Source organism: Denitromonas ohlonensis, from assembly GCF_007625205.1.
GTDB classification, from domain to species: domain Bacteria; phylum Pseudomonadota; class Gammaproteobacteria; order Burkholderiales; family Rhodocyclaceae; genus Nitrogeniibacter; species Nitrogeniibacter ohlonensis.
On sequence record NZ_VMNI01000006.1, the window covers coordinates 178,196 to 200,852 of the forward strand.

Annotated in this window: 21 protein-coding genes; 15 read left to right on the plus strand and 6 right to left on the minus strand. The window is 66.7% G+C overall.

Going from position 1 to position 22,657, the window contains the following annotated elements:
- Window positions 1-34: 34 nt before the first annotated feature.
- The 15 genes from FHP89_RS06325 (at window position 35) to FHP89_RS06395 (ending at window position 16,516) form a co-directional block, all read left to right on the plus strand.
- Window positions 35-3,442, plus strand: a complete 3,408-nt coding sequence (locus FHP89_RS06325) for a hybrid sensor histidine kinase/response regulator (RefSeq protein ID WP_260851503.1) — start codon at window positions 35-37, stop codon at window positions 3,440-3,442.
- A complete protein-coding gene (locus FHP89_RS06330; protein ID WP_144175200.1) occupies window positions 3,435-4,361 on the plus strand; it encodes a response regulator transcription factor in 927 nt (308 codons plus the stop codon). The genes FHP89_RS06325 and FHP89_RS06330 overlap by 8 nt, the downstream gene beginning before the upstream one ends.
- Window positions 4,362-4,673: 312 nt before the next feature.
- The gene (urtA, locus tag FHP89_RS06335) at window positions 4,674-5,933 is read left to right on the plus strand and encodes an urea ABC transporter substrate-binding protein (RefSeq protein WP_144175198.1); all 1,260 of its coding nucleotides are present in this window, start codon (window positions 4,674-4,676) and stop codon (window positions 5,931-5,933) included.
- Window positions 5,934-6,163: 230 nt separating this feature from the next.
- Complete coding sequence (gene urtB, locus FHP89_RS06340; RefSeq protein WP_144175196.1) at window positions 6,164-7,783, plus strand: urea ABC transporter permease subunit UrtB; 1,620 nt, start codon at window positions 6,164-6,166, stop codon at window positions 7,781-7,783.
- Between the two features lie 255 nt (window positions 7,784-8,038).
- Window positions 8,039-9,199 carry an urea ABC transporter permease subunit UrtC gene (gene urtC, locus FHP89_RS06345; protein ID WP_144175194.1) on the plus strand — a complete coding sequence of 387 codons (1,161 nt, stop codon included), beginning with the start codon at window positions 8,039-8,041 and terminating at the stop codon, window positions 9,197-9,199.
- A gap of 8 nt (window positions 9,200-9,207) precedes the next feature.
- Window positions 9,208-10,020, plus strand: coding sequence for an urea ABC transporter ATP-binding protein UrtD (urtD, locus tag FHP89_RS06350; RefSeq protein ID WP_246116268.1), 813 nt, complete (start codon window positions 9,208-9,210; stop codon window positions 10,018-10,020).
- 225 nt (window positions 10,021-10,245) lie between these two features.
- On the plus strand, window positions 10,246-10,950 hold the full coding sequence (urtE, locus tag FHP89_RS06355) for an urea ABC transporter ATP-binding subunit UrtE (RefSeq protein WP_144175189.1): 705 nt from the start codon (window positions 10,246-10,248) through the stop codon (window positions 10,948-10,950).
- A gap of 172 nt (window positions 10,951-11,122) precedes the next feature.
- Window positions 11,123-11,986, plus strand: coding sequence for an urease accessory protein UreD (locus FHP89_RS06360; RefSeq protein ID WP_144175187.1), 864 nt, complete (start codon window positions 11,123-11,125; stop codon window positions 11,984-11,986).
- Window positions 11,987-11,994: 8 nt separating this feature from the next.
- Complete coding sequence (locus FHP89_RS06365; RefSeq protein ID WP_144175185.1) at window positions 11,995-12,297, plus strand: urease subunit gamma; 303 nt, start codon at window positions 11,995-11,997, stop codon at window positions 12,295-12,297.
- Window positions 12,298-12,453: 156 nt separating this feature from the next.
- Entirely contained in the window at window positions 12,454-12,759 is a 306-nt protein-coding gene (locus FHP89_RS06370; protein WP_144175183.1) for an urease subunit beta, read from the plus strand.
- Entirely contained in the window at window positions 12,759-14,462 is a 1,704-nt protein-coding gene (ureC, locus tag FHP89_RS06375) for an urease subunit alpha (RefSeq protein WP_144175181.1), read from the plus strand. The genes FHP89_RS06370 and ureC overlap by 1 nt, the downstream gene beginning before the upstream one ends.
- A gap of 10 nt (window positions 14,463-14,472) precedes the next feature.
- Window positions 14,473-14,982 carry an urease accessory protein UreE gene (gene ureE / locus FHP89_RS06380; RefSeq protein ID WP_144175179.1) on the plus strand — a complete coding sequence of 170 codons (510 nt, stop codon included), beginning with the start codon at window positions 14,473-14,475 and terminating at the stop codon, window positions 14,980-14,982.
- The gene (locus FHP89_RS06385; protein ID WP_144175171.1) at window positions 14,979-15,662 is read left to right on the plus strand and encodes an urease accessory protein UreF; all 684 of its coding nucleotides are present in this window, start codon (window positions 14,979-14,981) and stop codon (window positions 15,660-15,662) included. Before ureE ends, FHP89_RS06385 begins: the two co-directional genes overlap by 4 nt.
- A gap of 11 nt (window positions 15,663-15,673) precedes the next feature.
- Window positions 15,674-16,309 (plus strand): urease accessory protein UreG, encoded by a 636-nt coding sequence (gene ureG / locus FHP89_RS06390; protein ID WP_144175169.1) that lies wholly within the window; start codon window positions 15,674-15,676, stop codon window positions 16,307-16,309.
- An 18-nt stretch (window positions 16,310-16,327) separates the two neighbouring features.
- A complete protein-coding gene (locus tag FHP89_RS06395) occupies window positions 16,328-16,516 on the plus strand; it encodes a hypothetical protein (protein WP_144175167.1) in 189 nt (62 codons plus the stop codon).
- Window positions 16,517-16,601: 85 nt separating this feature from the next.
- On the opposite strand, the gene cobA is transcribed toward FHP89_RS06395, so the two are convergent.
- From cobA to btuB, 6 genes are all read right to left on the minus strand, one after another.
- The gene (cobA, locus tag FHP89_RS06400; protein WP_144175164.1) at window positions 16,602-17,387 is read right to left on the minus strand and encodes a uroporphyrinogen-III C-methyltransferase; all 786 of its coding nucleotides are present in this window, start codon (window positions 17,385-17,387) and stop codon (window positions 16,602-16,604) included.
- 82 nt (window positions 17,388-17,469) lie between these two features.
- Window positions 17,470-18,078, minus strand: coding sequence for a cob(I)yrinic acid a,c-diamide adenosyltransferase (gene cobO / locus FHP89_RS06405; protein ID WP_144175162.1), 609 nt, complete (start codon window positions 18,076-18,078; stop codon window positions 17,470-17,472).
- On the minus strand, window positions 18,078-18,887 hold the full coding sequence (locus FHP89_RS06410; RefSeq protein ID WP_144175159.1) for an ABC transporter substrate-binding protein: 810 nt from the start codon (window positions 18,885-18,887) through the stop codon (window positions 18,078-18,080). The genes cobO and FHP89_RS06410 overlap by 1 nt, the downstream gene beginning before the upstream one ends.
- Window positions 18,888-18,895: 8 nt before the next feature.
- Window positions 18,896-19,675: an ABC transporter ATP-binding protein gene (locus FHP89_RS06415; RefSeq protein ID WP_144175157.1), complete on the minus strand. Its 780-nt coding sequence runs from the start codon at window positions 19,673-19,675 to the stop codon at window positions 18,896-18,898.
- Window positions 19,672-20,652: a FecCD family ABC transporter permease gene (locus tag FHP89_RS06420; protein WP_144175155.1), complete on the minus strand. Its 981-nt coding sequence runs from the start codon at window positions 20,650-20,652 to the stop codon at window positions 19,672-19,674. Before FHP89_RS06420 ends, FHP89_RS06415 begins: the two co-directional genes overlap by 4 nt.
- Before the next feature lie 113 nt (window positions 20,653-20,765).
- A complete protein-coding gene (gene btuB / locus FHP89_RS06425; RefSeq protein ID WP_222105327.1) occupies window positions 20,766-22,601 on the minus strand; it encodes a TonB-dependent vitamin B12 receptor in 1,836 nt (611 codons plus the stop codon).
- Window positions 22,602-22,657 lie beyond the last annotated feature (56 nt).

Here is a 22,657-nt window from a genome sequence, read left to right on the forward strand (position 1 = left end):
TTGACCGGCTCGCTCGACCGGTATCCTATGCAGCGTGCCGAACACCACCTCACCCCTTTCACCGCCTCGGTCCGGCGATGCCCGCGCTGCGCCGGCGCAGCGCGTCATCAAGGTGCGGCGCGACTACAACAGCTGGGTGGCGCGAGAGAGTCTTGAAGACTACGCGCTGCGCTTCACGCCGCACAGCTTCCGAAAGTGGTCGGAAATGCGGGTGGCCAACACGGCTTTCGGTGCCTCGGCCTTTCTGGTGCTGGAGGCGGTGGGCGGCGCACTACTGCTGAGCTATGGCTTCTGGAATGCCTTCTGGGCGATCCTCGCCACCGGGCTGATCATCTTCCTGGCCGGCATCCCGATCAGTCAGTACGCGGCGCGCTACGGTCTGGACATGGATCTGCTCACCCGCGGCGCCGGCTTCGGTTACCTGGGTTCGACCATCACCTCGCTGATCTACGCCAGCTTCACCTTCATCTTCTTCGCCCTCGAGGCGGCGATCATGGCCTATGCGCTGGAGCTGGCGCTGGACATCCCGCCGGCCTGGGGCTACCTGATCTGCGCACTGGTGGTGATCCCGCTGGTCACCCACGGCGTCACCGTCATCAGCTGGCTGCAGGTGCTCACCCAGCCGCTGTGGATCGTGCTGCTGGTGGTGCCCTTTGTCTATGTGTTGCGCGAGAACCCCGGCGTGCTGGCCGGGCTGGTGGCCTACCCCGGCTCGGACGGCCAGCATGGCAGTTTCGATCTGCTGGGCTTCGGTGCCGCGCTCACCGTCGGCATCGCGCTGATCACGCAAATGGGCGAGCAAGTGGACTACCTGCGCTTCATGCCCGAGCGCACCGCGCACAATCGCCGCCGGTGGACGCTGGCCGTACTCATCGGCGGGCCCGGCTGGGTGGTGCCCGGCGTCATCAAGATGCTCGGCGGCGCGATGCTGGCCTACCTGGCGATCAGCCATTCCGTGCCGCCGGAGCGCGCGCTCGACCCCAACCAGATGTATCTGGTGGCCTATGAATACGTGTTTTCCGACCACCGCTGGGCGGTCTTCGCCACCTTGCTGCTGGTGGTGGTGTCGCAGCTCAAGATCAACGTCACCAACGCCTACGCCGGTTCGCTGGCGTGGTCCAATTTCTTCGCGCGGCTCACCCACAGCCATCCGGGCCGGGTGGTGTGGGTGGTGTTCAATACCGGCATCGCGCTGGCGCTGATGGAGCTCGATGTGTTCCAGGCATTGGGCCGGGTGCTCGGGCTGTATTCGAACATCGCCATCTCCTGGCTGATGGTGGTGGTGGCCGATCTGGTCATCAACAAGCCGCTGGGCCTGTCGCCGCCGGGCATCGAGTTCAAGCGCGCCCACCTCTACGACATCAACCCGGTCGGCGTCGGCGCCATGCTGCTCGCCTCGGTGCTGTCGGTGGCGGCCTACTTCGGGCTGTTCGGCGCCGGTGCGCAGGCCTTCTCGGCGCTGATCGCGCTGGTCACCGCGCTGATCGCCTCGCCGCTGATCGCCTGGGCCACCGGCGGGCGCTACTACATCGCCCGTACGCCCGACAGCTTCGACGCGCGCACCTGCCGCTGCGTGATCTGCGAGCGCGAGTACGAAGCCGACGACATCTCGCGCTGCCCGGCCTACGGCGGCCCGATCTGCTCGCTGTGCTGCTCGCTCGACGCGCGCTGCCACGACCAGTGCAAGCCGCATGCCCGCCTGTCGGCGCAGTGGACCGCCGCCATGCACCGCCTGCTGCCCGAGCGCCTGTGGCCGTATCTGGACAGCGGCCTGGGCCACTACCTGATGCTGATGGCGGTGATCCTGCCCTTCCTCGCCTTGCTGCTGGGCATGCTTTATTACCAGGAGCTGCGGGTACCCGGCGAAGCGGCGGCCGTGGTCGGGCCGGCGCTGGGCGCCGCCTTGCTGAAAGTGTTTGCCGCGCTGGTGCTGGTCAGCGCGGTGGTGGCCTGGTGGCTGGTGCTCACCCACAAGAGCCGGCAGGTGGCGCAAGAAGAATCCAACCGCCAGACCGCCCTGCTGATGCAGGAAATCGAAGACCACCGCCGCACCGACGACGCGCTGCAGCAGGCCAAGCAGGTGGCCGAGCTGGCCAACCAGGCCAAGAGCCGCTACATCACCGCCATAAGCCACGAGCTGCGCACCCCGCTCAACTCGATCCTCGGCTATGCGCAGATCCTTGATGGCGACGAGGCCATTCCGCCGCAGCGCCGGCAGGCGATCAGCGTCATCCGGCGCAGCGGCGACCACCTGCTGTCGCTGATCGAGGGCACGCTCGACATCGCGCGCATCGAGGGCGGCAAGCTCACGCTCGAACCCCAGCCCATCGACTTCCCCGCCTTTTTGCACCAGATCGTGCGCATGTTCGAACTGCAGGCCACGCGCAAGGATCTGAGCTTCGACTACCAGCCGCAGGGCAGCTTGCCAGCGGTGGTGCGGGCGGATGAAAAACGCCTGCGCCAGATCCTCATCAACCTGCTCGGCAACGCGGTGAAATTCACCGATCGCGGCGGCGTGCGCTTTGGCGTGCATTACGCCCGCGAGATGGGCACCTTCACCATCGAAGACACCGGCCCGGGCATCGCCGAGGACGACATCGAGCGCGTGTTCGAGCCCTTCGGCCGCGGCAACACCGCCAGCAAGGCCGGCGGCGCCGGGCTGGGGCTGACCATCAGCCGCATGTTTGCCGACGTAATGGGTGGCGAGCTCAAGCTCGATCGCAGCCTTGCCAGCGGCACCCGCTTCATCGTGCGGCTGTTTCTGCCGCAGATGCACGGCGCCCAGGCGGCCATGCCGCAGCCACCGCGCCAGCGCACCGGCTACGAAGGCCCGCGCAAACGCATCCTGATCGTGGACAACGAGCGCGACGACCGCGAAATGCTCGCCGGCATCCTCGAGTTTCTCGGCTTCAAGGTCACCCAGGCCGCCTCCGGGCTGGAGTGCCTCAAACTGCTCGAGGCCTTCCAGCCCGACCTCATCTTCATGGACCTGGCCATGCCCGGCATCGACGGCTGGGAGACCATCCGCCGCATCCGCCAGGGCAAGGCGCGCGAGGTGAACATCGCCGTGCTCTCGGCCAATGCCTTCGACAAGGGCCTGGACAACGATGTCGGCCTGCCCCCCGAGGACTTCATCCTCAAGCCCTTCAAGATGGACGCCCTGCTCGACTGGATCGGCCAGCGCCTCGGCCTGACCTGGACCCACAAGACCGAAACGCCGCCGCCCGCGCCGGGCACCCTGGTCATGCCGCCCGACGACGCGCTCGACGCCCTGGCCGACGCGGTCGAGATGGGCTATGTGCGCGGCATCCTCGCCCAACTCGACGCCATCGAAGGGCTCGACGCGCGCTACGCCCCGTTTGCCGAGCGCATCCGCCAGATGGCCACCGCCTTCGAATTCGATGCGATCATGCATCTTATTTCGCAGGACGCCGATGTCTGAGCCCGCCCCGCCCCGCGTCGTCCTGATCGTCGACGACATTCCCGACAACCTCGCCCTGCTGCATGACGCGCTCGACGAGGCCGGCTACGCCGTGCTGGTCGCCACCGACGGCGCCTCGGCGCTCACCCGAGCAGCCCGTCAGCAGCCCGACGTGATCCTGCTCGACGCGCTGATGCCGGGCATGGACGGCTTCGAGGTGGCGCGCCGGCTCAAGGCCGACTTCGGCACCGCGCACATCCCCATCGTCTTCATGACCGGCCTCACCGAGACCGAGCACGTGGTCGCCGCCTTCGACGCCGGCGGCATCGATTATGTGACCAAACCCATCCGCCCGCCCGAAGTGCTGGCACGCATCGCCGCCCACATGCAGGGCGCCCGGCAGATGTCGCTGGCGCGCAACGCGCTCGACGCCAGCGGGCAGGCGACCGTGGCGGTGCACATCACAAGCGGCACGGTGGTCTGGCAAACGCCGCTGGCCCGTCGTCTGCTGGCCGACTTTCTGGATGCCGACGGCGAGCGCGCGCCGCCCCAGTTGCTGCAATGGATCGCCTCCGCCGCCGCGGCCCACCGCGAGGGCCACACGCCGCTGCCGCTGTCACTGGCCGTCGGCGAGCGGCGCCTGACCTTCAGCCTGCATGAGCACACCCCCGACGGCGAATGGCTGCTCGGCCTGCGCGAAGAGTCCGACCGCGCCAGCATCGACGCCCTTATGCCCGCCTTCGGCCTGACGGCGCGCGAGGCCGAGGTGCTGTACTGGGTCAGCAAGGGCAAGACCAACCGCGACGTCGGCGACATCCTCGGCCTGTCGCCGCGCACCGTGCACAAGCACCTCGAACACATCTTCGCCAAACTCGGCGTCGAGACCCGCACCGCCGCCGCGACCCTGGCCATGAACAAGCTGCGCGCCAACGGCGACTGAAGCCAGCGTCGTAGCCCGGATGCAGCGCAGCGGAATCCGGGATCAGCGGCTGATCACGCAAGACGGTTCATTGCTTGATCATCGATCCGGCTGAAGGCCGAAATCCCGGGGCGGTGGTTCTCGTACCGATGGCCCCGGATTCCGCTGCGCTGCATCCGGGCTACGCCTGCCGCAACGCCGCATTTCCTACGCAGCACGTACGCCATCTTGCGTATAGGTGCGCACGCCCCCGCTCCCTAAGCTAGTCATCGTGCAATGCAACACCGCCGGCCCCACCGGTGGTTCGATTTGACCTGACTGGGAGTGCTGTTCATGAAAACCCGCCGTTCCTTCATCAAGGCCCTGACCCTTTCCGCCTCACTGGCGGCCATGGGCTCCGTCTCCACGCTGGCCCATGCGGCCGACACCATCAAGGTCGGCGTGCTGCATTCGCTGTCCGGCACCATGGCGATCTCCGAGACCGCGCTGAAAAACGTCGCGCTGATGGCCATCGACGAGATCAACGCCGCCGGCGGCGTGCTCGGCAAGAAGCTCGAGCCGGTGGTGGTCGATCCGGCCTCGAACTGGCCGCTGTTCGCCGAGAAGGCCCGCCAGTTGCTCAGCCAGGACAAGGTCGCCGTCACCTTCGGCTGCTGGACCTCGGTGTCACGCAAGTCGGTCAACCCGGTGTTCAAGGAGCTCAACGGGCTGCTCTTCTACCCGGTGCAGTACGAAGGCGAAGAGCTGGAGAAGAACGTGTTCTACACCGGCGCCGCGCCCAACCAGCAGGCAATCCCGGCCGTCGAATACCTGATGAGCAAGGACGGCGGCGAGGCCAAGCGCTTTGTGCTGCTGGGCACCGACTATGTGTACCCGCGCACCACCAACAAGATCCTGCGCGCCTTCCTGCACAGCAAGGGCGTGGCGGATGCCGACATCATGGAGGAGTACACCCCCTTCGGGCACTCCGACTACCAGACCATCATCGCCAACATCAAGAAGTTCGCCGCTGAGGGCAAGAAGACCGCCGTGGTGTCGACCATCAACGGCGACTCCAACGTGCCTTTCTACAAGGAGCTGGGCAACGCCGGCCTGAAAGCCACCGACGTGCCGGTGGTCGCCTTCTCGGTGGGTGAAGAAGAGTTGCGCGGCGTCGATGCCAAGCCGCTGGTCGGCCATCTGGCGGCCTGGAACTACTTCATGAGCGTAAAGAACCCGACCAACGCCGCCTTCATCAAGAAGTATCAGGACTGGGCGAAGAAGAACGGCGTGCCCAATGCCGACACCGTGGTCACCAACGACCCGATGGAAGCGACCTATGTCGGCATCTATATGTGGAAGCAGGCGGTCGAGCAGGCCAAGACCACCGACGTGGATGCGGTCATCGCCGCGCTGGGCGGCCAGAGCTTCAAGGCGCCGAGCGGCTTCACGCTGACCATGGACAAGACCAACCACCACCTGCACAAGCCGGTGCTGATTGGCGAAGTGCGCGCCGACGGCCAGTTCTCCACCGTATGGAAAACCAAGGAACCGATCCGCGCCCAGCCGTGGAGCCCGTTCATCGCGGGTAACGAAGGCAAGCAGAACATGTAACCAACCCCGCCCCCGCCTCGGCGGGGGCCTGACCCGAGCCCATGCCCGGCGTGGGCTCGGGTCAGGCGTTGTGAAGAAATCGGCGCGAGCGCAGGCAGGTCGGGGGCGGCCGGCGCGCAGCAAGCGGAATGTCTATCAATACATGAGCATTGCGAGCACCGCCCAACCCCGAGATGCCAAGCGCAGTCGATTTATTCACAACTTCTCAGGCACTCAACCGGTCATCCACCATGCCCCTTTCCCTGCCTCACCTGCTTCGCATGTTCTTGCTTGCCGTGTGCTGCGCACTTGGCAGCGCCCACGCCGCGCCCTCGGCCGAGACGCTCGCCCGGTTGACTGACGACGACTCTGATACCCGCATCGCCGCCATCGCCGAACTCGGCGCAGAGGGCAGCGCGCAGAGCGTCGCCCTGCTCGACGCGCTGGCCGACGAGGCCCTGGCGCTGACCGGCGCGGGCCGGCTGGTGATCCTCACCGACACCGGCGCGCTCGACGCCGCCACCGGCGAGGCGATCGAGCCCTACCCGGACGACGCCGATCCGCTGATGATCAACAACCGCGTGCGCAATGCCTTGCAAAGCGCCAAGGCGGCCACCAACATCCGCGCCAGCGACCGCGGCACCCGGCTGGCCGCCGCCCAACTGCTGCGCGACAGCGCCAGCGAGCTGCTGATGCCGATCCTCGAGCCGGCACTGGCCGCCGAGCAGGACAAGGAAATCCGCAGCATCCTGGCACTCGCCGTGGCGCGGGTGAATCTGGCCAGTGCGGAACCGGCCAAGCGCATCCTCGCCGCGCAGCGCCTCGGCGACTCGTCCGACGCCTCGGTCAAGGCCATGCTCGCCACACTGCTGGACAAGGACGCCAAGGGCCAGTTCATCGAGCCCGACACCGAGGTGCGCGCCGCCGCCAAGGCCTCCGTGCAGGCCATCGAGCGCCGGCTGGCCATGGCCGACCTGGCCAGCACCGCCTTCACCGGCCTGTCGCTCGGCTCCATCCTGCTGCTCGCCGCGCTCGGCCTGGCGATCACCTACGGCGTGATGGGCGTGATCAACATGGCGCACGGCGAGCTGCTGATGGTCGGCGCCTACGCCACCTATGTGGTGCAGGGGCTGTTCCGCACGCACCTGCCCGAGTACATCGACAGCTACGTGATCGCCGCCGTGCCGGTGGCCTTCCTCACCGCCGCCGCGGTCGGCATGCTGATGGAGCGCACCGTCATCCGCTGGCTCTACGGCCGCCCGCTCGAAACCCTGCTCGCCACCTGGGGCCTGTCGCTGGTGCTGATCCAGTCGGCGCGCGTGATCTTCGGCCCTCAGAACGTGGAGGTCGCCAACCCGGCGTGGATGAGCGGCGGCTTCAGCACTTATGCCGACATCGTGCTGCCATGGAACCGGGTGGTGATCATCGGCTTCGCCATCTTCGTGCTGCTCTTGGTGTGGCTGATGATGCAGAAGACGCGCCTGGGCATGTTCGTGCGCGCCGTCACACAGAACCGCGCCATGGCCGGCTGCGTCGGCGTGCCCACCGCGCGCATCGACACCCTCGCCTTCGGCATCGGTGCCGGCATTGCCGGCTTGGGCGGCTGCGCGCTGTCGCAGGTGGCCAACGTCGGCCCGGCCATGGGTCAGGGCTACATCGTCGACTCCTTCATGGTGGTGGTGCTCGGCGGCGTCGGCCAGCTCGCCGGCGCGGTCACCGCGGCGATGGGCCTGGGGCTGATGACCAAGATCCTCGAAGGCTGGGCCGGTGCGGTGGTGGCCAAGATCCTGGTGCTGGTGTTCATCATCATCTTCATCCAGAAACGCCCGCAGGGCCTGTTCGCCCTCAAGGGGCGGTTTGTGGAGGATTGAAGCCATGGCCAGCACCGCATGGCGGGTTGAAACCCGCCCTACAACAAACCACCGCTCCGTAGGGCGGGTTTCAACCCGCCACATCCGACCCGCCAGCCGCGTAGGTTGGGCTGACGAAGGAAGCCCAACACCCAGCCGCCCGGCCTGGCACACCGCATGTTGGGCTTCGCTGCGCTCAACCCAACCTACGCGCTCAACCGCCGCCATCGTAGGGCGGGTTTCAACCCGCCAAACCCCTGCCCAAGGGATCACCTCATGAGAACACCCCTGTCCGTCCGTCTTTTCCAGAGCCTGCCGCGCACCGGCTGGCTGGCGCTGGCGATCTTCGCCGCCGTGGCCTGGATCGCCATCCCCGCCGCGCATCTGCTGCTGCCCGAATCGAGCCCCTTCCATGTCTCGGCCTACACCGTGACCCTGCTCGGCAAGATCCTCTGCTACGCCGTGGTGGCCGTAGCGATGGACCTGATCTGGGGTTACGCCGGCATCCTGTCGCTCGGCCACGGGGTGTTCTTCGCGCTCGGCGGCTACGCCTTCGGCATGTACCTGATGCGCCAGATCGGCACCGACGGCAGCTACGGCGTCGCGCTGCCCGACTTCATGGTCTTCCTCGACTGGAAGGAACTGCCATGGTTCTGGATCGGCTCCGACTCCTTCCTGTGGGCGCTTATCATGGTCGTCGCCGTGCCCGGCCTGCTGGCCTTCGTGTTTGGCTGGTTCGCCTTCCGCTCGCGCATCAAGGGCGTGTATTTCTCGATCATCACCCAGGCACTGACCTACGCCACCATGCTGCTGTTCTTCCGCAATGAAACCGGCTTTGGCGGCAACAACGGCTTTACCGACTTCAAGCGCATCCTCGGTTACGACATCACCTCGCCGCAGATGCGCCTGGTGCTGTTCGGCCTGTCGGCAGCGCTGCTGATGGCCGTGCTGATCCTCGGACGCTACCTGGTCACCTCCAAGTTCGGCCGCGTTCTGGCCGCGATCCGAGATGCCGAATCGCGGGTGCGCTTCATTGGCTACCAGCCGACGCAGTACAAGCTGGCCATCTGGACGCTGTCGGCCGTGCTGTGCGCGCTGGCCGGGGCGCTGTATGTGCCGCAGGTGGGCATCATCAACCCGAGCGAGATGAGCCCGGCCAACTCCATCGAGATCGCGGTATGGGTGGCCGTGGGCGGGCGCGGCACGCTGATCGGCGGCGTCATCGGCGCCTTCATCGTCAATCTGGCCAAGAGCTTCTTCACCGTCAGCTTTCCCGACTACTGGCTGTTCTTCCTCGGTTTCCTGTTCATCGGCGTGACCCTGTTTCTGCCCAACGGCGTGGTCGGCCTGTGGCGCAAGCTGCGCGGCCGCCGCCCGGCCGCCCCCGAAACGGAAACCCCGGCACCGGCCGCCACGACTCAAGGAGCCAAGGCATGAGCACCGCCATGCATGACGGCATCGCCTCTTCCGGGCGCGCCGGCGACAGCCATGTGCTGCGCCCCGGCGAGCTCGACCTGTCGCACAAGGTCATCCTCTATCTGGAAGACATCTCGGTCAGCTTCGATGGCTTCAAGGCGCTCAACAACTTGTCGCTGACCATCGACGCTGGCGAGCTGCGCGCCATCATCGGCCCCAACGGCGCCGGCAAGACCACCATGATGGACGTCATCACCGGCAAGACACGGCCCGACAGCGGCAAGGCCTTCTTCGGCCAGACGCTGGACCTGACGCGCATGAACGAGCCCGAGATCGCCCATGCCGGCATCGGCCGCAAGTTCCAGAAACCAACCATCTTCGAAAACCACAGCGTGTTCGAAAACCTCGAACTGGCGATGAAGACCGACAAGCGCGTGTGGAAGAGCCTCTTCGCCCAACTCAGCGGCGAGGAACGCGACCGCGTGTCCGACACCCTCAAGCGCATCCGCCTGCAAACCGAAGCTGACCGCCCCGCCGGTCTGCTCTCGCACGGCCAGAAGCAGTGGCTGGAGATCGGCATGCTGCTGATGCAAGAGCCCAGGCTGCTGCTGCTCGACGAGCCGGTTGCCGGCATGACCGACGAAGAAACCGAACGCACCGCCGAGCTCTTCGTCAGCCTCGCCGGCCAGCACTCGCTGGTGGTGGTCGAGCACGACATGAGCTTTGTCGAGGCCCTCGGCGGTCAGGTCACCGTGCTGCACGAGGGCTCGGTCTTGGCCGAAGGCAGCCTCGCCAAGGTGCAGGCCGACCCGCGCGTGATCGAGGTGTACCTTGGTCGATGAAACATGCCTCCGTGGGCCGGGCTTCAACCCGCCAACCGATCATCCCCGCGGCCGATGGACGGATAAATTGGGCACCACACACCGAGCACCGCGTAGGGCGGAAAAGCCGAAGGCGCCTTTCGCCGGTCGTCCCTCTCAAGGCGCATGCGCCTTCAAATCATGCCAAACGGTGGATGGCGCTTCGCTTATCCGCCCTACGACACCTCAAGCACCGCAGGCCTCCCCATGCTGACAGTCGACAATCTCAACCAGTACTACGGCGGCAGCCACATCCTGCGCAACCTCGGCTTCGAGGTGCCGATGGGCAAGGTCACCTGCCTGCTCGGGCGCAACGGCGTCGGCAAGACCACGCTGCTCAAGACGCTGATGGGCCTGGTGCCCAGCGCCACCGGCAGCATCCGGCTCGAGGCCGGCGGCACCACGCATGAGCTGACCCGCACGACGTCCTACGCCCGCGTCAAGGCCGGCATCGGCTATGTGCCGCAGGGGCGCGAGATCTTTCCGCGGCTCACGGTCGAAGAAAACCTGCAGATGGGCCTGGCCACCTGCTCCGCCCGCACACCGCTGCCCGACCGCATCTTCGAGATGTTTCCGGTGCTGCTGCAGATGATGCGCCGACGCGGTGGCGACCTGTCGGGCGGCCAGCAACAGCAGCTGGCCATCGGCCGCGCGCTGGCCATGGGGCCGAAGCTGCTGATCCTCGACGAGCCCACCGAGGGCATTCAGCCGTCCATCATCAAAGACATCGAACGCGCCATCCGCACCCTCGCTTCCACCGGCGAAATGGCGATCTTGCTGGTCGAGCAGTACTACGATTTCGCCGAATCGCTGGCCGACCACTACCTGCTCATGGAGCGCGGCGAGATCATCATGCGCGGCCGGGGTGACGAGATGGTGGCGCACGGTGTGCGCGAGGCGCTGTCAGTGTGAGCACCATTGTGGACTGCACCACGATGGTGCGCACCACCGCTGTGCATTCACACGCCCGGCCCATTGGCACTGCCCGCCGCGCCAACCCCGCCACACGGCGCGGGCCGTGCCCATCTCCCCCGATTTCTCGCCTGCTTCGCCAAGCTGGCCCGCATGTTGCAATGGCTGTGGCATGAACGCCCCGCTGCCCCGCATCGACCTGCCACCCGACACCGCCGCGCCTGCCTGGCAAGCCCGGCTATCGCTGGCCTTCGCGCAGCGCGACGCACGCACCATCCTCTCGCGGCGCGAGCATCTGGGCCCCTTGCGACTGCAAAAGGCGCTCTACCCGGAAGGCGAGGCCATCTGCCACGGCATCGTGCTGCATCCGCCCGCCGGCATCGCCGGGGGCGACCAGCTCAGCATTGAGGTCGACGTCGGCACCGGCGCCCACGCCCTGCTAACCACCCCCGGTGCCGGCAAGTGGTATCGCAGCAATGGCGCCGACGGCCGTCTGACCCAACACCTTTCGGTCGCCGCCGGCGGCGTGCTCGAATGGCTGCCGCAAGAAAACATCGTCTTCAACCGCGCCCAGGCGCACATGGAGACCACCATCCGCCTGGCTGCCGGCGCCACGCTGATCGCCATGGACATGACCGCCCTCGGCCGTCACGGCAGCGGCGAACGTTTCGACGCTGGCGCGCTGGCCCAGACCCTGCGCGTCGACCTGGACGGCCGGGCGCTGTGGCGCGAGCAGATCCGCCTGCACGGCAGCGACCCGCTCCTGAACTCGGCCTGCGGCCTGGCCGGCCGCCCGGTGTTCGGCAGCCTGATCGCCGTCGGCGACGGCCTCGACGACGCCCTGCTCGCCGCCTGCCGCGCCCTGCCGGTTTCCCATGGCGAGGGCGCCATCACCCGCCCGCCCGACCTGCTGGTCGCCCGCTATGTCGGCGAGCGCTGCGAAGCCGGCCGCGCCTGGTTCAACCAGTTGTGGCAACTGCTGCGCCCCGCACTGACCGGCCGCGACGCCCAAACCCCCCGTATCTGGAACACCTGAGGACGCCCATGGAACTGACGCCCCGCGAGAAGGACAAGCTGCTCATCTTCACCGCCGGCCTGCTGGCCGAACGCCGGCTGGCGCGCGGCCTGCGGCTCAACTACCCGGAAGCGGTCGCCTACCTGTCGGCTGCCATCCTCGAAGGCGCACGCGATGGCCGCACCGTGGCCGAGCTGATGAGCCATGGCACCACGCTGCTGGGCCGCGAGCAGGTGATGGAGGGCGTGCCGGAGATGATCCCGGAGATCCAGGTCGAAGCGACCTTTCCCGACGGCACCAAGCTGGTGACCGTTCACAACCCGATCATCTAGGCGAGGCCGGCACATGAACGCTCACGCTCGTACAGATCGCCCGCAGCGATCCGAAGAACTCGTAGGGCGGGTTTCAACCCGCCATCTGCGCGGGGAAACACCGCGGCCGGATGAATCCGGCCCTACGACGCGGCACATGCCGCTCCGGAGGCCTTCATGATTCCCGGTGAAATCGACACCCTGCCCGGCGAGATCGACCTCAACGTCGGCCGCGAGACGCTCACGCTCGAAGTCACCAACACCGGCGACCGGCCGGTGCAGGTCGGCTCGCACTACCACTTTTTCGAGACCAACCCGGCGCTCAGCTTCGACCGCGCGGCGGCACGCGGCTTCCGCCTGAACATCGCCGCCGGCACCGCGGTGCGCTTCGAGCCGGGGCAACTGCGCACGGTCGAACTGGTGGCGCTGGCCGGGGACCGGAAGGTCTACGGCTTCAACGGCCAAGTCATGGGGAGCCTCTGATGAGTTTGAAGATTTCCCGCCGCGCCTACGCGGAAATGTTCGGCCCCACCGTCGGCGACCGGGTGCGCCTGGCCGACACCGAGCTATGGATCGAGGTCGAAAAGGACTACACCATCCACGGTGAAGAGGTGAAGTTCGGTGGCGGCAAGGTAATCCGTGACGGCATGGGCCAGAGCCAGCGGCTGTCGGCCGAGGTGGCCGACACGGTGATTACCAACGCACTGATCCTCGACCACTGGGGCATCGTCAAGGCCGACATCGGCATCAAGAACGGGCGCATCAGCGCCATCGGCAAGGCCGGCAATCCCGACATCCAGCCCGGCGTGACCATCCCCATCGGGCCGGGCACCGAGATCATCGCCGGTGAGGGCAACATCCTCACCGCCGGCGGCATCGACGCACACATCCACTTCATCTGCCCGCAACAGATCGAAGAGGCGCTGATGAGCGGCGTCACCACCATGCTCGGCGGCGGCACGGGACCTGCGACGGGCACCTACGCCACCACCTGCACGCCGGGGCCGTGGCATATCCACAAGATGATGCAGGCCGCCGACGCCTTCCCGATGAACCTCGGTTTTCTCGGCAAGGGCAACGCCAGCCTGCCCGGCGCGCTGGAAGAACAAGTGACGGCCGGCGCCATCGGCCTCAAGCTGCATGAAGACTGGGGCACCACCCCGGCGGCCATCGACACCTGCCTCGCGGTGGCTGAAAACATGGACGTGCAGGTCGCGATCCACACCGACACGCTCAACGAGTCCGGCTTTGTCGAACACACCGCCGCCGCCTTCAAGGACCGCTGCATCCACACTTTCCACACCGAGGGCGCGGGCGGCGGCCATGCGCCGGACATCATCAAGCTGGCCTCGCTGCCCAATGTGCTGCCCAGCTCGACCAACCCGACCCGGCCGTACACGGTCAACACCATCGACGAGCACCTCGACATGCTGATGGTCTGCCACCACCTCGACCCGGCCATTGCCGAGGACGTCGCCTTTGCCGAGTCGCGCATTCGCCGCGAGACCATCGCCGCCGAAGACATCCTGCACGACCTGGGCGCCTTCTCGATGATGAGCTCCGACTCGCAGGCCATGGGCCGCGTCGGCGAAGTCATCATCCGCACCTGGCAGACCGCCCACAAGATGAAGGTGCAGCGCGGCGCGCTGGCCGAGGACACTGCCCGGCACGACAACTTCCGCGCCAAGCGCTACATCGCCAAATACACCATCAACCCGGCGATCAGCCACGGCATCAGCCACCTGGTCGGCTCCATCGAGCCGGGCAAGCTGGCCGATCTGGTGGTGTGGAAGCCGGCCTTCTTCGGCGTCAAGCCCAGCCTGATCCTCAAGGGCGGCATGATCGCCGCCGCCGCCATGGGCGACCCCAATGCTTCCATCCCCACGCCGCAGCCGGTGCACTACCGCCCGATGTTCGGCAGCTACGGCGGCGGCCTGAAAACGGCGGTCACCTTCACCTCGCAGGCCGCGCTGGCGCAGGGCGCGCTCGACGGCCTGGGCCTGACCCGCCCGCTCGAAGCGGTGCGCAACATCCGCGCCATGCGCAAGACCGACATGGTGCACAACGCCTGGATGCCCCGGCTCGAGGTCGACCCGGAAACCTACGAGGTGCGCGCCGACGGTCAGCTGCTCACCTGCGCGCCGGCCGACATCCTGCCCATGGCGCAACGCTATTTCCTGTTCTGAGGGCACGAACATGCTGCTGATCGAACACCGCTACACCGGCACCGACGAGAGCACCAAGACGCTCACACTGAACTTCGACCACCGCACCAAGAGTCGGCTGCGCACCACGCTGGACAGCGGCGAGGACGCCGGCCTGTTCCTGCCGCGCGGCACCATCCTGCGCGGTGGCGACCGCCTGCTGGCCAGCGACGGCGACATCGTCGAAGTCTATTCATCGCCCGAATCGCTGATCGAAGTGCGCTGCGAGAACCTGCTCGACCTCGCCCGCGCCGCCTATCACCTGGGCAACCGCCATGTGCCGGTGCAGGTCGGCGGCGACATGCGCGGCGGCTGGCTGCGCCTGGCCAATGACCATGTGCTGGCCGACATGCTCACCGGCCTGGGCTGCACGCTCACCCGCCTCGACGCACCCTTCGAACCCGAAGCCGGCGCCTACGGTGGCGGCCACTCGCATGCGGGCGACGACACCTCCGCCGATCGGCGCGGCCCGCGCATCCACGAATACCGCAGTCCCGCATGAGCCTGGCCCGCATTCGCCTTCTGCAACTGACGTCGCCCGCGCTGCCGGTCGGCGCCTACACCTACTCGCAAGGCCTGGAATGGGCGGCCGAGGCCGGCACCGTCACCGACGAGGCCAGCGCCAGCGCGTGGATCGGCGGCCTCATGCACAGCGCAGTGGCGCGCTTCGAAGCCCCTCTCACTGCGGCCTTGCTGGCCGCCTGGACCCGCGGCGACGATGCCACCGTGGCGCGGCTCAACGCCGACTTTCTGGCCAGCCGCGAAGCCGCCGAGCTGCGTGCCGAAACGGTGCAGATGGGCTATTCGCTGGTGCGCCTGCTGCGCGACCTGCCGGCCTTCGGTGGGGTCCCCGGCCGGGTCGATCGACTTGTTGCCCTGGACACCCCGGCCTTCCCCACCGCCTGGGCGGCCGCCGCCAGTGCCTGGCAGATTCCTGCCAGAGAGGCCTTGCCCGCCTACCTGTGGGCCTGGCTGGAAAATCAGGTGATGGCTGCGATCAAGGTCGTGCCGCTCGGCCAGTCCGCCGGGCAGCGACTGCTGGCGCGCCTGGGCGAAGACATCCCGGCGCTGGCCACCACCGCCCTCAGCCTGCCCGAGGCCGAGTGGAGCAACTTCACCCCCGGGCTCGCGCTGGCCAGTTGCCGTCACGAGACCCAGTATTCCCGACTCTTCCGATCCTGAAGCGAGACCTCATGAACCCTGCCAACAAGACCCCTCTGCGCGTGGGCATCGGCGGCCCGGTCGGCTCCGGCAAGACCGCCCTGACCCTGGCCCTGTGCTGCGCCCTGCGCGAGCACTACAACATCGCCGTCGTCACCAACGACATCTACACCGCCGAAGACGCCCAGTTTCTGGTGCGCAATGACGCGCTCGCGCCCGAGCGCATCATCGGCGTCGAAACCGGCGGCTGCCCGCACACCGCCATCCGCGAAGACGCCTCGATCAACCTCGAAGCGGTCGACCGGCTCAACCAGCGCTTTCCGGGGCTGGACGTGATCTTTGTCGAATCCGGCGGCGACAATCTGGCCGCCACCTTTTCGCCGGAGCTGTCGGACCTCACGCTGTATGTGATCGACGTGTCCGCCGGCGACAAGATCCCGCGCAAGGGCGGGCCGGGCATCACCAAGAGCGACCTGCTGGTGATCAACAAGATCGACCTCGCCCCCCTGGTCGGCGCCAGCCTGGAGGTGATGGACCGCGACGCGCGCAAGATGCGCGGCACCCGCCCGTTCATCTTCAGCAACCTCAAATCCGGCCAGGGCCTGGCCGAGATCATCGACTTCATCAAGACTGAAGGCCTGCTGCAGTCCCCTGCGGCCGCCGCCTGACCCTCACAGGAGACCGCCATGTTTCGCAAGATCCTCATGTCCGCCAGCCTCGTCGCACTCAGCTGCGCCCCGGCGCTGGCCCATCCCGGCCACGCCGATCAATCCATTCACTGGTCCGAATGGCTGGCCACCGCCGTGCTGCTCAGCGCCATCGGCGGCATCGCCATGGCGCGACGGACGGCCCGGCGTCGTCAGTCGCGGCGGTGAACACCGCCCGGCCCCATCTACCAGAGCCATGAAAAACGCCCTGCAAGTGCAGGGCGTTTTTATTTGTGTCGGGCGCGATCAATGCTCAATCGGTGTCTGCCGCAGCCCCCTGAAACCAGGCCAGCTTGTCGGCCAGCGTAATCACCGTCCCCACCAGCAGCAGCGCCGGCGGCTTGATGTTGGCGGCGGTGGCCTTGTCCTCGAGGTCAGCCAGCGTGGCGGTGATCACCCGCTGGGCCGGCAGCGTGCCGTGGCGCACCATGGCGGCGGGGGTATCGGGCGACAGACCATGGCGGACCAGCTCGCGACAGATCTCGCCGATACGCGACACGCCCATGTAGATCACCACGGTCTGGTTCGGTCGGGCCAGCGCCGGCCAGTCGAGGTCAACCGCGCCTTCCTTGCCGTAGCCGGTGGCGAACACCACGCTCTGCACATGCTCACGATGGGTGAGCGGAATGCCGGTGTAGGCCGACACGCCAGAGGCGGCGGTGATGCCCGGCACCACTTCAAACGGCACGCCCGCCTCGACCAGCGCCTCGGCCTCCTCGCCGCCGCGACCGAAGATGTAGGGGTCTCCACCCTTGAGCCGCACCACCCGTTTGCCTTCGCGCGCCAGCGACACCAGCAAGGCACAGATCTGTTCCTGCGGCATCGCGTGATCGGCGGCCTTCTTGCCCACGTAGCGCTGTTCGGCGGTGTCGGGCAACAAGGCCATGACCTCGGGGCCAACGAGGTTGTCGTAGACCACCACATCCGCTTCAGTCAGCAGGCGCGCCGCCCGCAAGGTCAGCAATTCGGCATCGCCGGGGCCGGCGCCCACCAGATACACCCAGCCGGGACGCGCGGGGTTGTCGATCACTTTACGCATGTGTTTCCAGAATTCGCTCAATGGAACGAAGTATGCCGACCCGCCGCCGCCGGCGCCAGTGCGGTGAGCTGCCGTGAGGCGCTCAAAACTCCATGCCGGCCATGGCTTGTATGCCAGCGGCAAAGGCGTGCTTGGTGAGGCCCATCTCGGTCACGGTGTCGGCCGCGGCCACCAGCTCGGGCGGCGCAGCGCGGCCGGTGACCACCACATGCTGATCGACGGGGCGGGCGCGCAGATCGGCCACCACGGCGTTCACCTCCAGATAACCGTATTTGAGCGCGATGTTCAGCTCATCGAGCACCACCAGACCGATCGCCGGGTCGGTGAGCAGTTGCTGTGCCACCGCCCAGGCCGCCTCGGCGCTGGCCACGTCGCGGGCGCGATCCTGGGTCTCCCAAGTGAAGCCGTCGCCCATCACATGCCACTGGACCTGAGGCTGGCGGCGGAAGAAAGCCTCTTCGCCGGTGTCGGAGCGCCCCTTGATGAACTGCACCACGCCGACCTTCATGCCATGGCCGAGCGCCCGCGCGACCAGGCCAAAACCGGCGCTGGACTTGCCTTTGCCATTGCCGGTATTGACCAGCAGGACGCCGCGGGCGGTGTCGGCGGCGGCGTTTTTTTCATCCACGACGGCCTTCTTGCGGGCCATGCGATTCTTGTGCCGCGCGTCGCGGTCGGAGCTATCGGTCATTATTTGCGCTGCGCCCGCATGATGCGGGTCACTTCATCGAGGCCGTCGATCATGCGATGGCCGGGGTTGAGAAAATTGTCGCCATCGAGCGGGATGATCTTGACGCCGGGCGTCGCCTCCAGCACCACCTTGCATTCGGTGTCGGCGGCGCGGTTGAAGGTGAACACGATGTCAGGCTGCGTCTTGGCGATCAGCGCGGGCAGGTCGGCCACGGCCTCGCCGGCACGCACGGCGCGCACCCGCACATCCTCTTCGACCACATTGAAACCGGCGGCGAAAAACAGATCGCCGAGCACATGCTTGCGACCATACGAGTAAGGCGTACCGGAGCAGGCCGTCAGCAGCAGCACGCGTTCACCGCGTGCGCCGGTGTTTTTGGCGCGGGTGAACCAGCCGCGGCGGAAGCTCGCCACCTTGCCGCCTTCGGATGATTGAATGAGCAAGGCGATGTCTTCGAGCATGGACTCGACCTCGAACATCGAGTTGAAGCCGCCCATCCGCGCCGCCTTGGCGCCCTTGGGCACGGCGGCGGCAAACGCCGCCTCGTCGGCCATGTCGGAGCCGATCACCAGCTCGGGTTTGAGCGCAGCAATGGCCTTGGCGTCCGGGTCCATCACGCCGCCGGTTCGCGGCAGCTTCGGTTTGAACGCGTCGTAGCGCGACACGCCAACAATGCACTCGCCCTGCCCCAGCCACTCGATGGCCATGGTGAGATAGGGCGACTGGCTGACGATGCGCGGGCACTCGGCGGCCTGCACACTCGCCATGGCCAGCAGCCAGACGGCAATCAATCGCGACACATAACGCATGACAAACCTCATTCGAGCAAGAAGGCCACCTGACCTTCGATCACATGACGGCGGAGCGGATGCCCAAACGCCGCACTCAATACATCCGCCTGCAAGACCTCGTCGGCCGTGCCCGACACCATCTTGCCGCTGCCGTCGAGCAGCACCACATGGTCGGCAAAACGCGCCGCCAGATTCAGGTCGTGCAACACCATCACCACCCCGGCACCGGCCTGGGCCAGGGCCGAGAAATGCGCCAGCACCGCCATCTGGTAGTGCAGGTCGAGATGTGACAGCGGTTCATCCAGCAGATACAGGTCCGGCTGCTGCGCCAGCAAACTGGCGATGGCCAGACGCTGCCGCTCACCGCCCGACAGGGTGAGGATATTACGCTCCCCCATGTGATCGAGACCCATGCAGATCAATGCTTCATGCGCAATGCGCACATCGTCGCCACTTTCCCAGGCCCAGCGCCCCAGATGCGGATGACGACCCACCAGCGCGGTTTCCATTACCGTGGCGGCAAACCAGTCCGGCTGCGACTGCGGCTGCACGCCGCGCACCTGCGCCAGTTCGCGCCCCGGCCACTCCGCCAGCGCTCGGCCCTGCAAACGCACCTCGCCACGCTGCACGTCGCGCAAACCGGCCAGCGCATGCAGCAAGGTGGTCTTGCCCGCACCATTGGGGCCGATCAGCACCAGGCGCTCGCCGGGCATCAGCCGCAGCGACAAATCGCAGCAGATCCAGCGCTCGCCGATCTGCACCGCGAGATCGTCAGCTTCGAGCAGGGCGTAAGCGTCGGACTTCATCGCGGGTGACGCACCAGCAAAAACAGAAAGACCGGCACGCCGATCATGGCGGTCAGCACGCCCACCGGTAGCTGAATCGGCGCGACCAGCGTCCGCGCGGCGGTATCGGCCAGCGTCAGCATGGCGCCACCGGCCAAGGCCGAGGCGGGCAGCAGAATGCGTTGGTCGTTGCCGGTGGCCAGGCGCACCAGATGGGGCACGATCAAGCCAACAAAGCCCACCAGCCCGACCAGCGTCACCGCCGTGGCGGTGAGCAGCGAAGCCAGCAGATAGACCAGCAGACGGAGGCGTTTGGTGCGCACGCCGAGCGCCCGCGCACTCAACTCGCCGCGCGCCAGCACGTTCAGGTCCCGCGCAAACGGCAGTGTCGCCAGCAAGCCGGCCACCAGCACCGCCAGCGCCGGCCACGGCCGCGATGCGCCGGAGACATCGCCGGTCAGCCAGAACAGCATCGATTGAATTCGGGTGTCGGTCGCCATCACCAGCATGAACACCACCACCGCCCCGCAACCCGCGGCGACAATCACGCCGGTGAGCAGCAAGCGGGTCTGCGTCCACGAGCCATCGCCGCGCGACAGCCCGAACACCACCAGCATGGCCAGCGCCGCGCCAGCAAAGGCCGCGCCATCGATCAGCCAGGTCGCCGCACCGAGCAAGATCGCCGACAGTGCGCCCACCGCCGCACCACCGGAAATACCCAGCACATACGGATCGGCCAGCGGGTTGCGCAGCAAGACCTGCATCAGCGCCCCCGACAGCGCCAGCAAACCGCCGCTGGTAAAAGCGGCGACGGCACGCGGGAGGCGCAACTCGCGGATGACGACACCGAGCGTGCCATCGACCTGACCGCCCAGCACGGCAAACACGTCGCCCCATGCCGCGTCCAGACTGCCCGCGCGCAAGGCGAGCAGAAAGGCGAACACGCTCAGGACGAGCAAACCGGCCAGGGTCAGAAAGGCGGATTTTCGGGCGAACATCCGGTTATGCAAGGCTCGGGCAGTCAGAACCGCCCTAGTGTCGCCCGAAAACGGCGCTGCCGCACGCGGATGAGCCGCAGTGCCCGACGAGATCGGCAGCGCCTTGGTGCGCATCAACGCTTGGGTTGGTACTTCAGGGTCACGAACACGCTGCGACCTTCCTGATTGTAGAAGCGCGCGGTTTCGTATTCGTGGTCGAACGCGTTGCCGATCGTGCCCTGCAGACGCCAATCCGAGGTCAGCTTGTATTCGGCGCGCAGGTCGACCACGCCATAGCCGCCCAGACGATTGGTGTTGGCCACCTCGTCGTAGCGGTGGCTGGCCGCCAGCAGCGAGGCACCGACGCTGAACTTGCCGTAGTCGCGGTCGGCATCGACACGCAAGGTCTGCTTGGCGCGACGCGGCAACAGGTTGCCGTCGTTCTTGCCGCCCGACTGATCACGTGGGTCGAGCAGGGTCACGCTGGTGCGCAAGTCCCACTGGGCCAGACGCGCGCCGATCACGCCCTCGATGCCGCGAATCCGGGCCTGGCTGATGTTGTTAGCCAGGAAAATGCTGGCGTCGTAGCCAATCAGATCTTCCACATGCGTCTGAAACACATTGGCCGACCAGTAGCCCCAGCCGCCCCGACCCGACAGACCGAACTCCACGGTACGCGAACGCTCGGGCTCCAGATCGGTATTGCCGTAGAACGGGAAGTACAGCTCGTTGAAGGTCGGTGCTTTGTAGGCCGTGCCATAACTCGCGGTCAGGCGCAGCGCGTCGGACACGGTGTAGCCCCAGGCGATGGCGCCAGTGTTGTGACGGCCATAGCGCTCGTCGTCGTCGCTGCGCAGGCTGACCTGATAGTCATGCTGGCCCAGCGCGCCCTGATACAGCGCAAACACGCCGTCGTTGGTGCGCGTGGTTTCCGGGTAGGCCGTGGTGCTGGTGATCTCGTCGTCCTGGTGATCCAGACCGAGGGTCAGCATCGTGTTGGCGCCCAGCGCGATATCGTTTTGCCACGACAGCGTGGTGCGCTCGGTGTCGAAGCTGCTCTTGAACAGGTCGTCCTTGTAGTTGTTCGAGTCGTCCGTGCTCACCCCGGCGCTGAAAGACATCTTCCAGGCCGCGACCGGCGAGAACGAGAAACGGCCGCCAAACACTTCCTGCACCGTATCGCTTTCGTTCTGGAATGAACCGTCGAAGTCGGACTTGGCCTGGGTACGCATCCAGTTCACATTGACCTCGGCCCCGCCCGTAAAGCGGTAGCCGGCGCGCACCGAACCGGACAGATTCTGATAGCCGTCGCGATCCGGTTCGTTGTTGAAGCAACCACCAAAACCGTCCGCCTCTGCCCGGCATGAATCGAAACCATCAGTCGCGTCATGGGACAAATTCAGACTCACCCAACCCTGCTCGCCACCGCCATCCAGGCCGATGCTCGCCTTGCGCGCGCCCTTGCTGCCAAAGCCAATGCTGCCGCTGGGGCGGAACTCACCGCCGCCACGCTTGGTGAAAATCTGGATCACACCACCAATGGCTTCCGAGCCATACAGGCTGGAGCGCGGGCCGCGGACAATTTCGATGCGCTCGATCATATCGACCGGCATGTCCTGGAAGGCCGCGGAACCGGAAGTTGCCGAACCGACCTTGATGCCATCGATGAGCACCACCAGATGGTCTGACTCGGTGCCGCGCATGAAGACCGAGGTCTGCTTGCCACGACCGCCGTTGTTGGTGAGTGAAATGCCAACCTGACCGCGCAGCAGATCGGGCACCGAGCGCGCCTGCAGGCGCTCGATATCGGCCTGCGTAATCACCGTCACTGCGGCCAGCGACTCATCGACCGTGCGCGCCGTGCGCGTCGCGGTCACCACCACCGTATCGCCGACCGAATCGGCCGCCATCGAAACCAAAGGAAAAGCACAGGACACCGCCAGTGCGGCGGTAGACAAACGAAGTCGCACGAGAACACTCCCAGGCACACCGGACGACCCCGTCCAAACATGCCAACGCAAAGAAA

Bases quoted from the DNA above. Each gene is read 5' to 3' on its own strand.
- FHP89_RS06330 (WP_144175200.1), top strand. From the start codon at position 3,435: ATGTCTGAGCCCGCCCCGCCCCGCGTCGTCCTGATCGTCGACGACATT.
- urtA (WP_144175198.1), top strand. From the start codon at position 4,674: ATGAAAACCCGCCGTTCCTTCATCAAGGCCCTGACCCTTTCCGCCTCA.
- urtB (WP_144175196.1), top strand. From the start codon at position 6,164: ATGCCCCTTTCCCTGCCTCACCTGCTTCGCATGTTCTTGCTTGCCGTG.
- urtC (WP_144175194.1), top strand. From the start codon at position 8,039: ATGAGAACACCCCTGTCCGTCCGTCTTTTCCAGAGCCTGCCGCGCACC.
- urtD (WP_246116268.1), top strand. From the start codon at position 9,208: ATGCATGACGGCATCGCCTCTTCCGGGCGCGCCGGCGACAGCCATGTG.
- urtE (WP_144175189.1), top strand. From the start codon at position 10,246: ATGCTGACAGTCGACAATCTCAACCAGTACTACGGCGGCAGCCACATC.
- FHP89_RS06360 (WP_144175187.1), top strand. From the start codon at position 11,123: ATGAACGCCCCGCTGCCCCGCATCGACCTGCCACCCGACACCGCCGCG.
- FHP89_RS06365 (WP_144175185.1), top strand. From the start codon at position 11,995: ATGGAACTGACGCCCCGCGAGAAGGACAAGCTGCTCATCTTCACCGCC.
- FHP89_RS06370 (WP_144175183.1), top strand. From the start codon at position 12,454: ATGATTCCCGGTGAAATCGACACCCTGCCCGGCGAGATCGACCTCAAC.
- ureC (WP_144175181.1), top strand. From the start codon at position 12,759: ATGAGTTTGAAGATTTCCCGCCGCGCCTACGCGGAAATGTTCGGCCCC.
- ureE (WP_144175179.1), top strand. From the start codon at position 14,473: ATGCTGCTGATCGAACACCGCTACACCGGCACCGACGAGAGCACCAAG.
- FHP89_RS06385 (WP_144175171.1), top strand. From the start codon at position 14,979: ATGAGCCTGGCCCGCATTCGCCTTCTGCAACTGACGTCGCCCGCGCTG.
- ureG (WP_144175169.1), top strand. From the start codon at position 15,674: ATGAACCCTGCCAACAAGACCCCTCTGCGCGTGGGCATCGGCGGCCCG.
- FHP89_RS06395 (WP_144175167.1), top strand. From the start codon at position 16,328: ATGTTTCGCAAGATCCTCATGTCCGCCAGCCTCGTCGCACTCAGCTGC.
- cobA (WP_144175164.1), bottom strand. From the start codon at position 17,387: ATGCGTAAAGTGATCGACAACCCCGCGCGTCCCGGCTGGGTGTATCTG.
- cobO (WP_144175162.1), bottom strand. From the start codon at position 18,078: ATGACCGATAGCTCCGACCGCGACGCGCGGCACAAGAATCGCATGGCC.
- FHP89_RS06410 (WP_144175159.1), bottom strand. From the start codon at position 18,887: ATGCGTTATGTGTCGCGATTGATTGCCGTCTGGCTGCTGGCCATGGCG.
- FHP89_RS06415 (WP_144175157.1), bottom strand. From the start codon at position 19,675: ATGAAGTCCGACGCTTACGCCCTGCTCGAAGCTGACGATCTCGCGGTG.
- FHP89_RS06420 (WP_144175155.1), bottom strand. From the start codon at position 20,652: ATGTTCGCCCGAAAATCCGCCTTTCTGACCCTGGCCGGTTTGCTCGTC.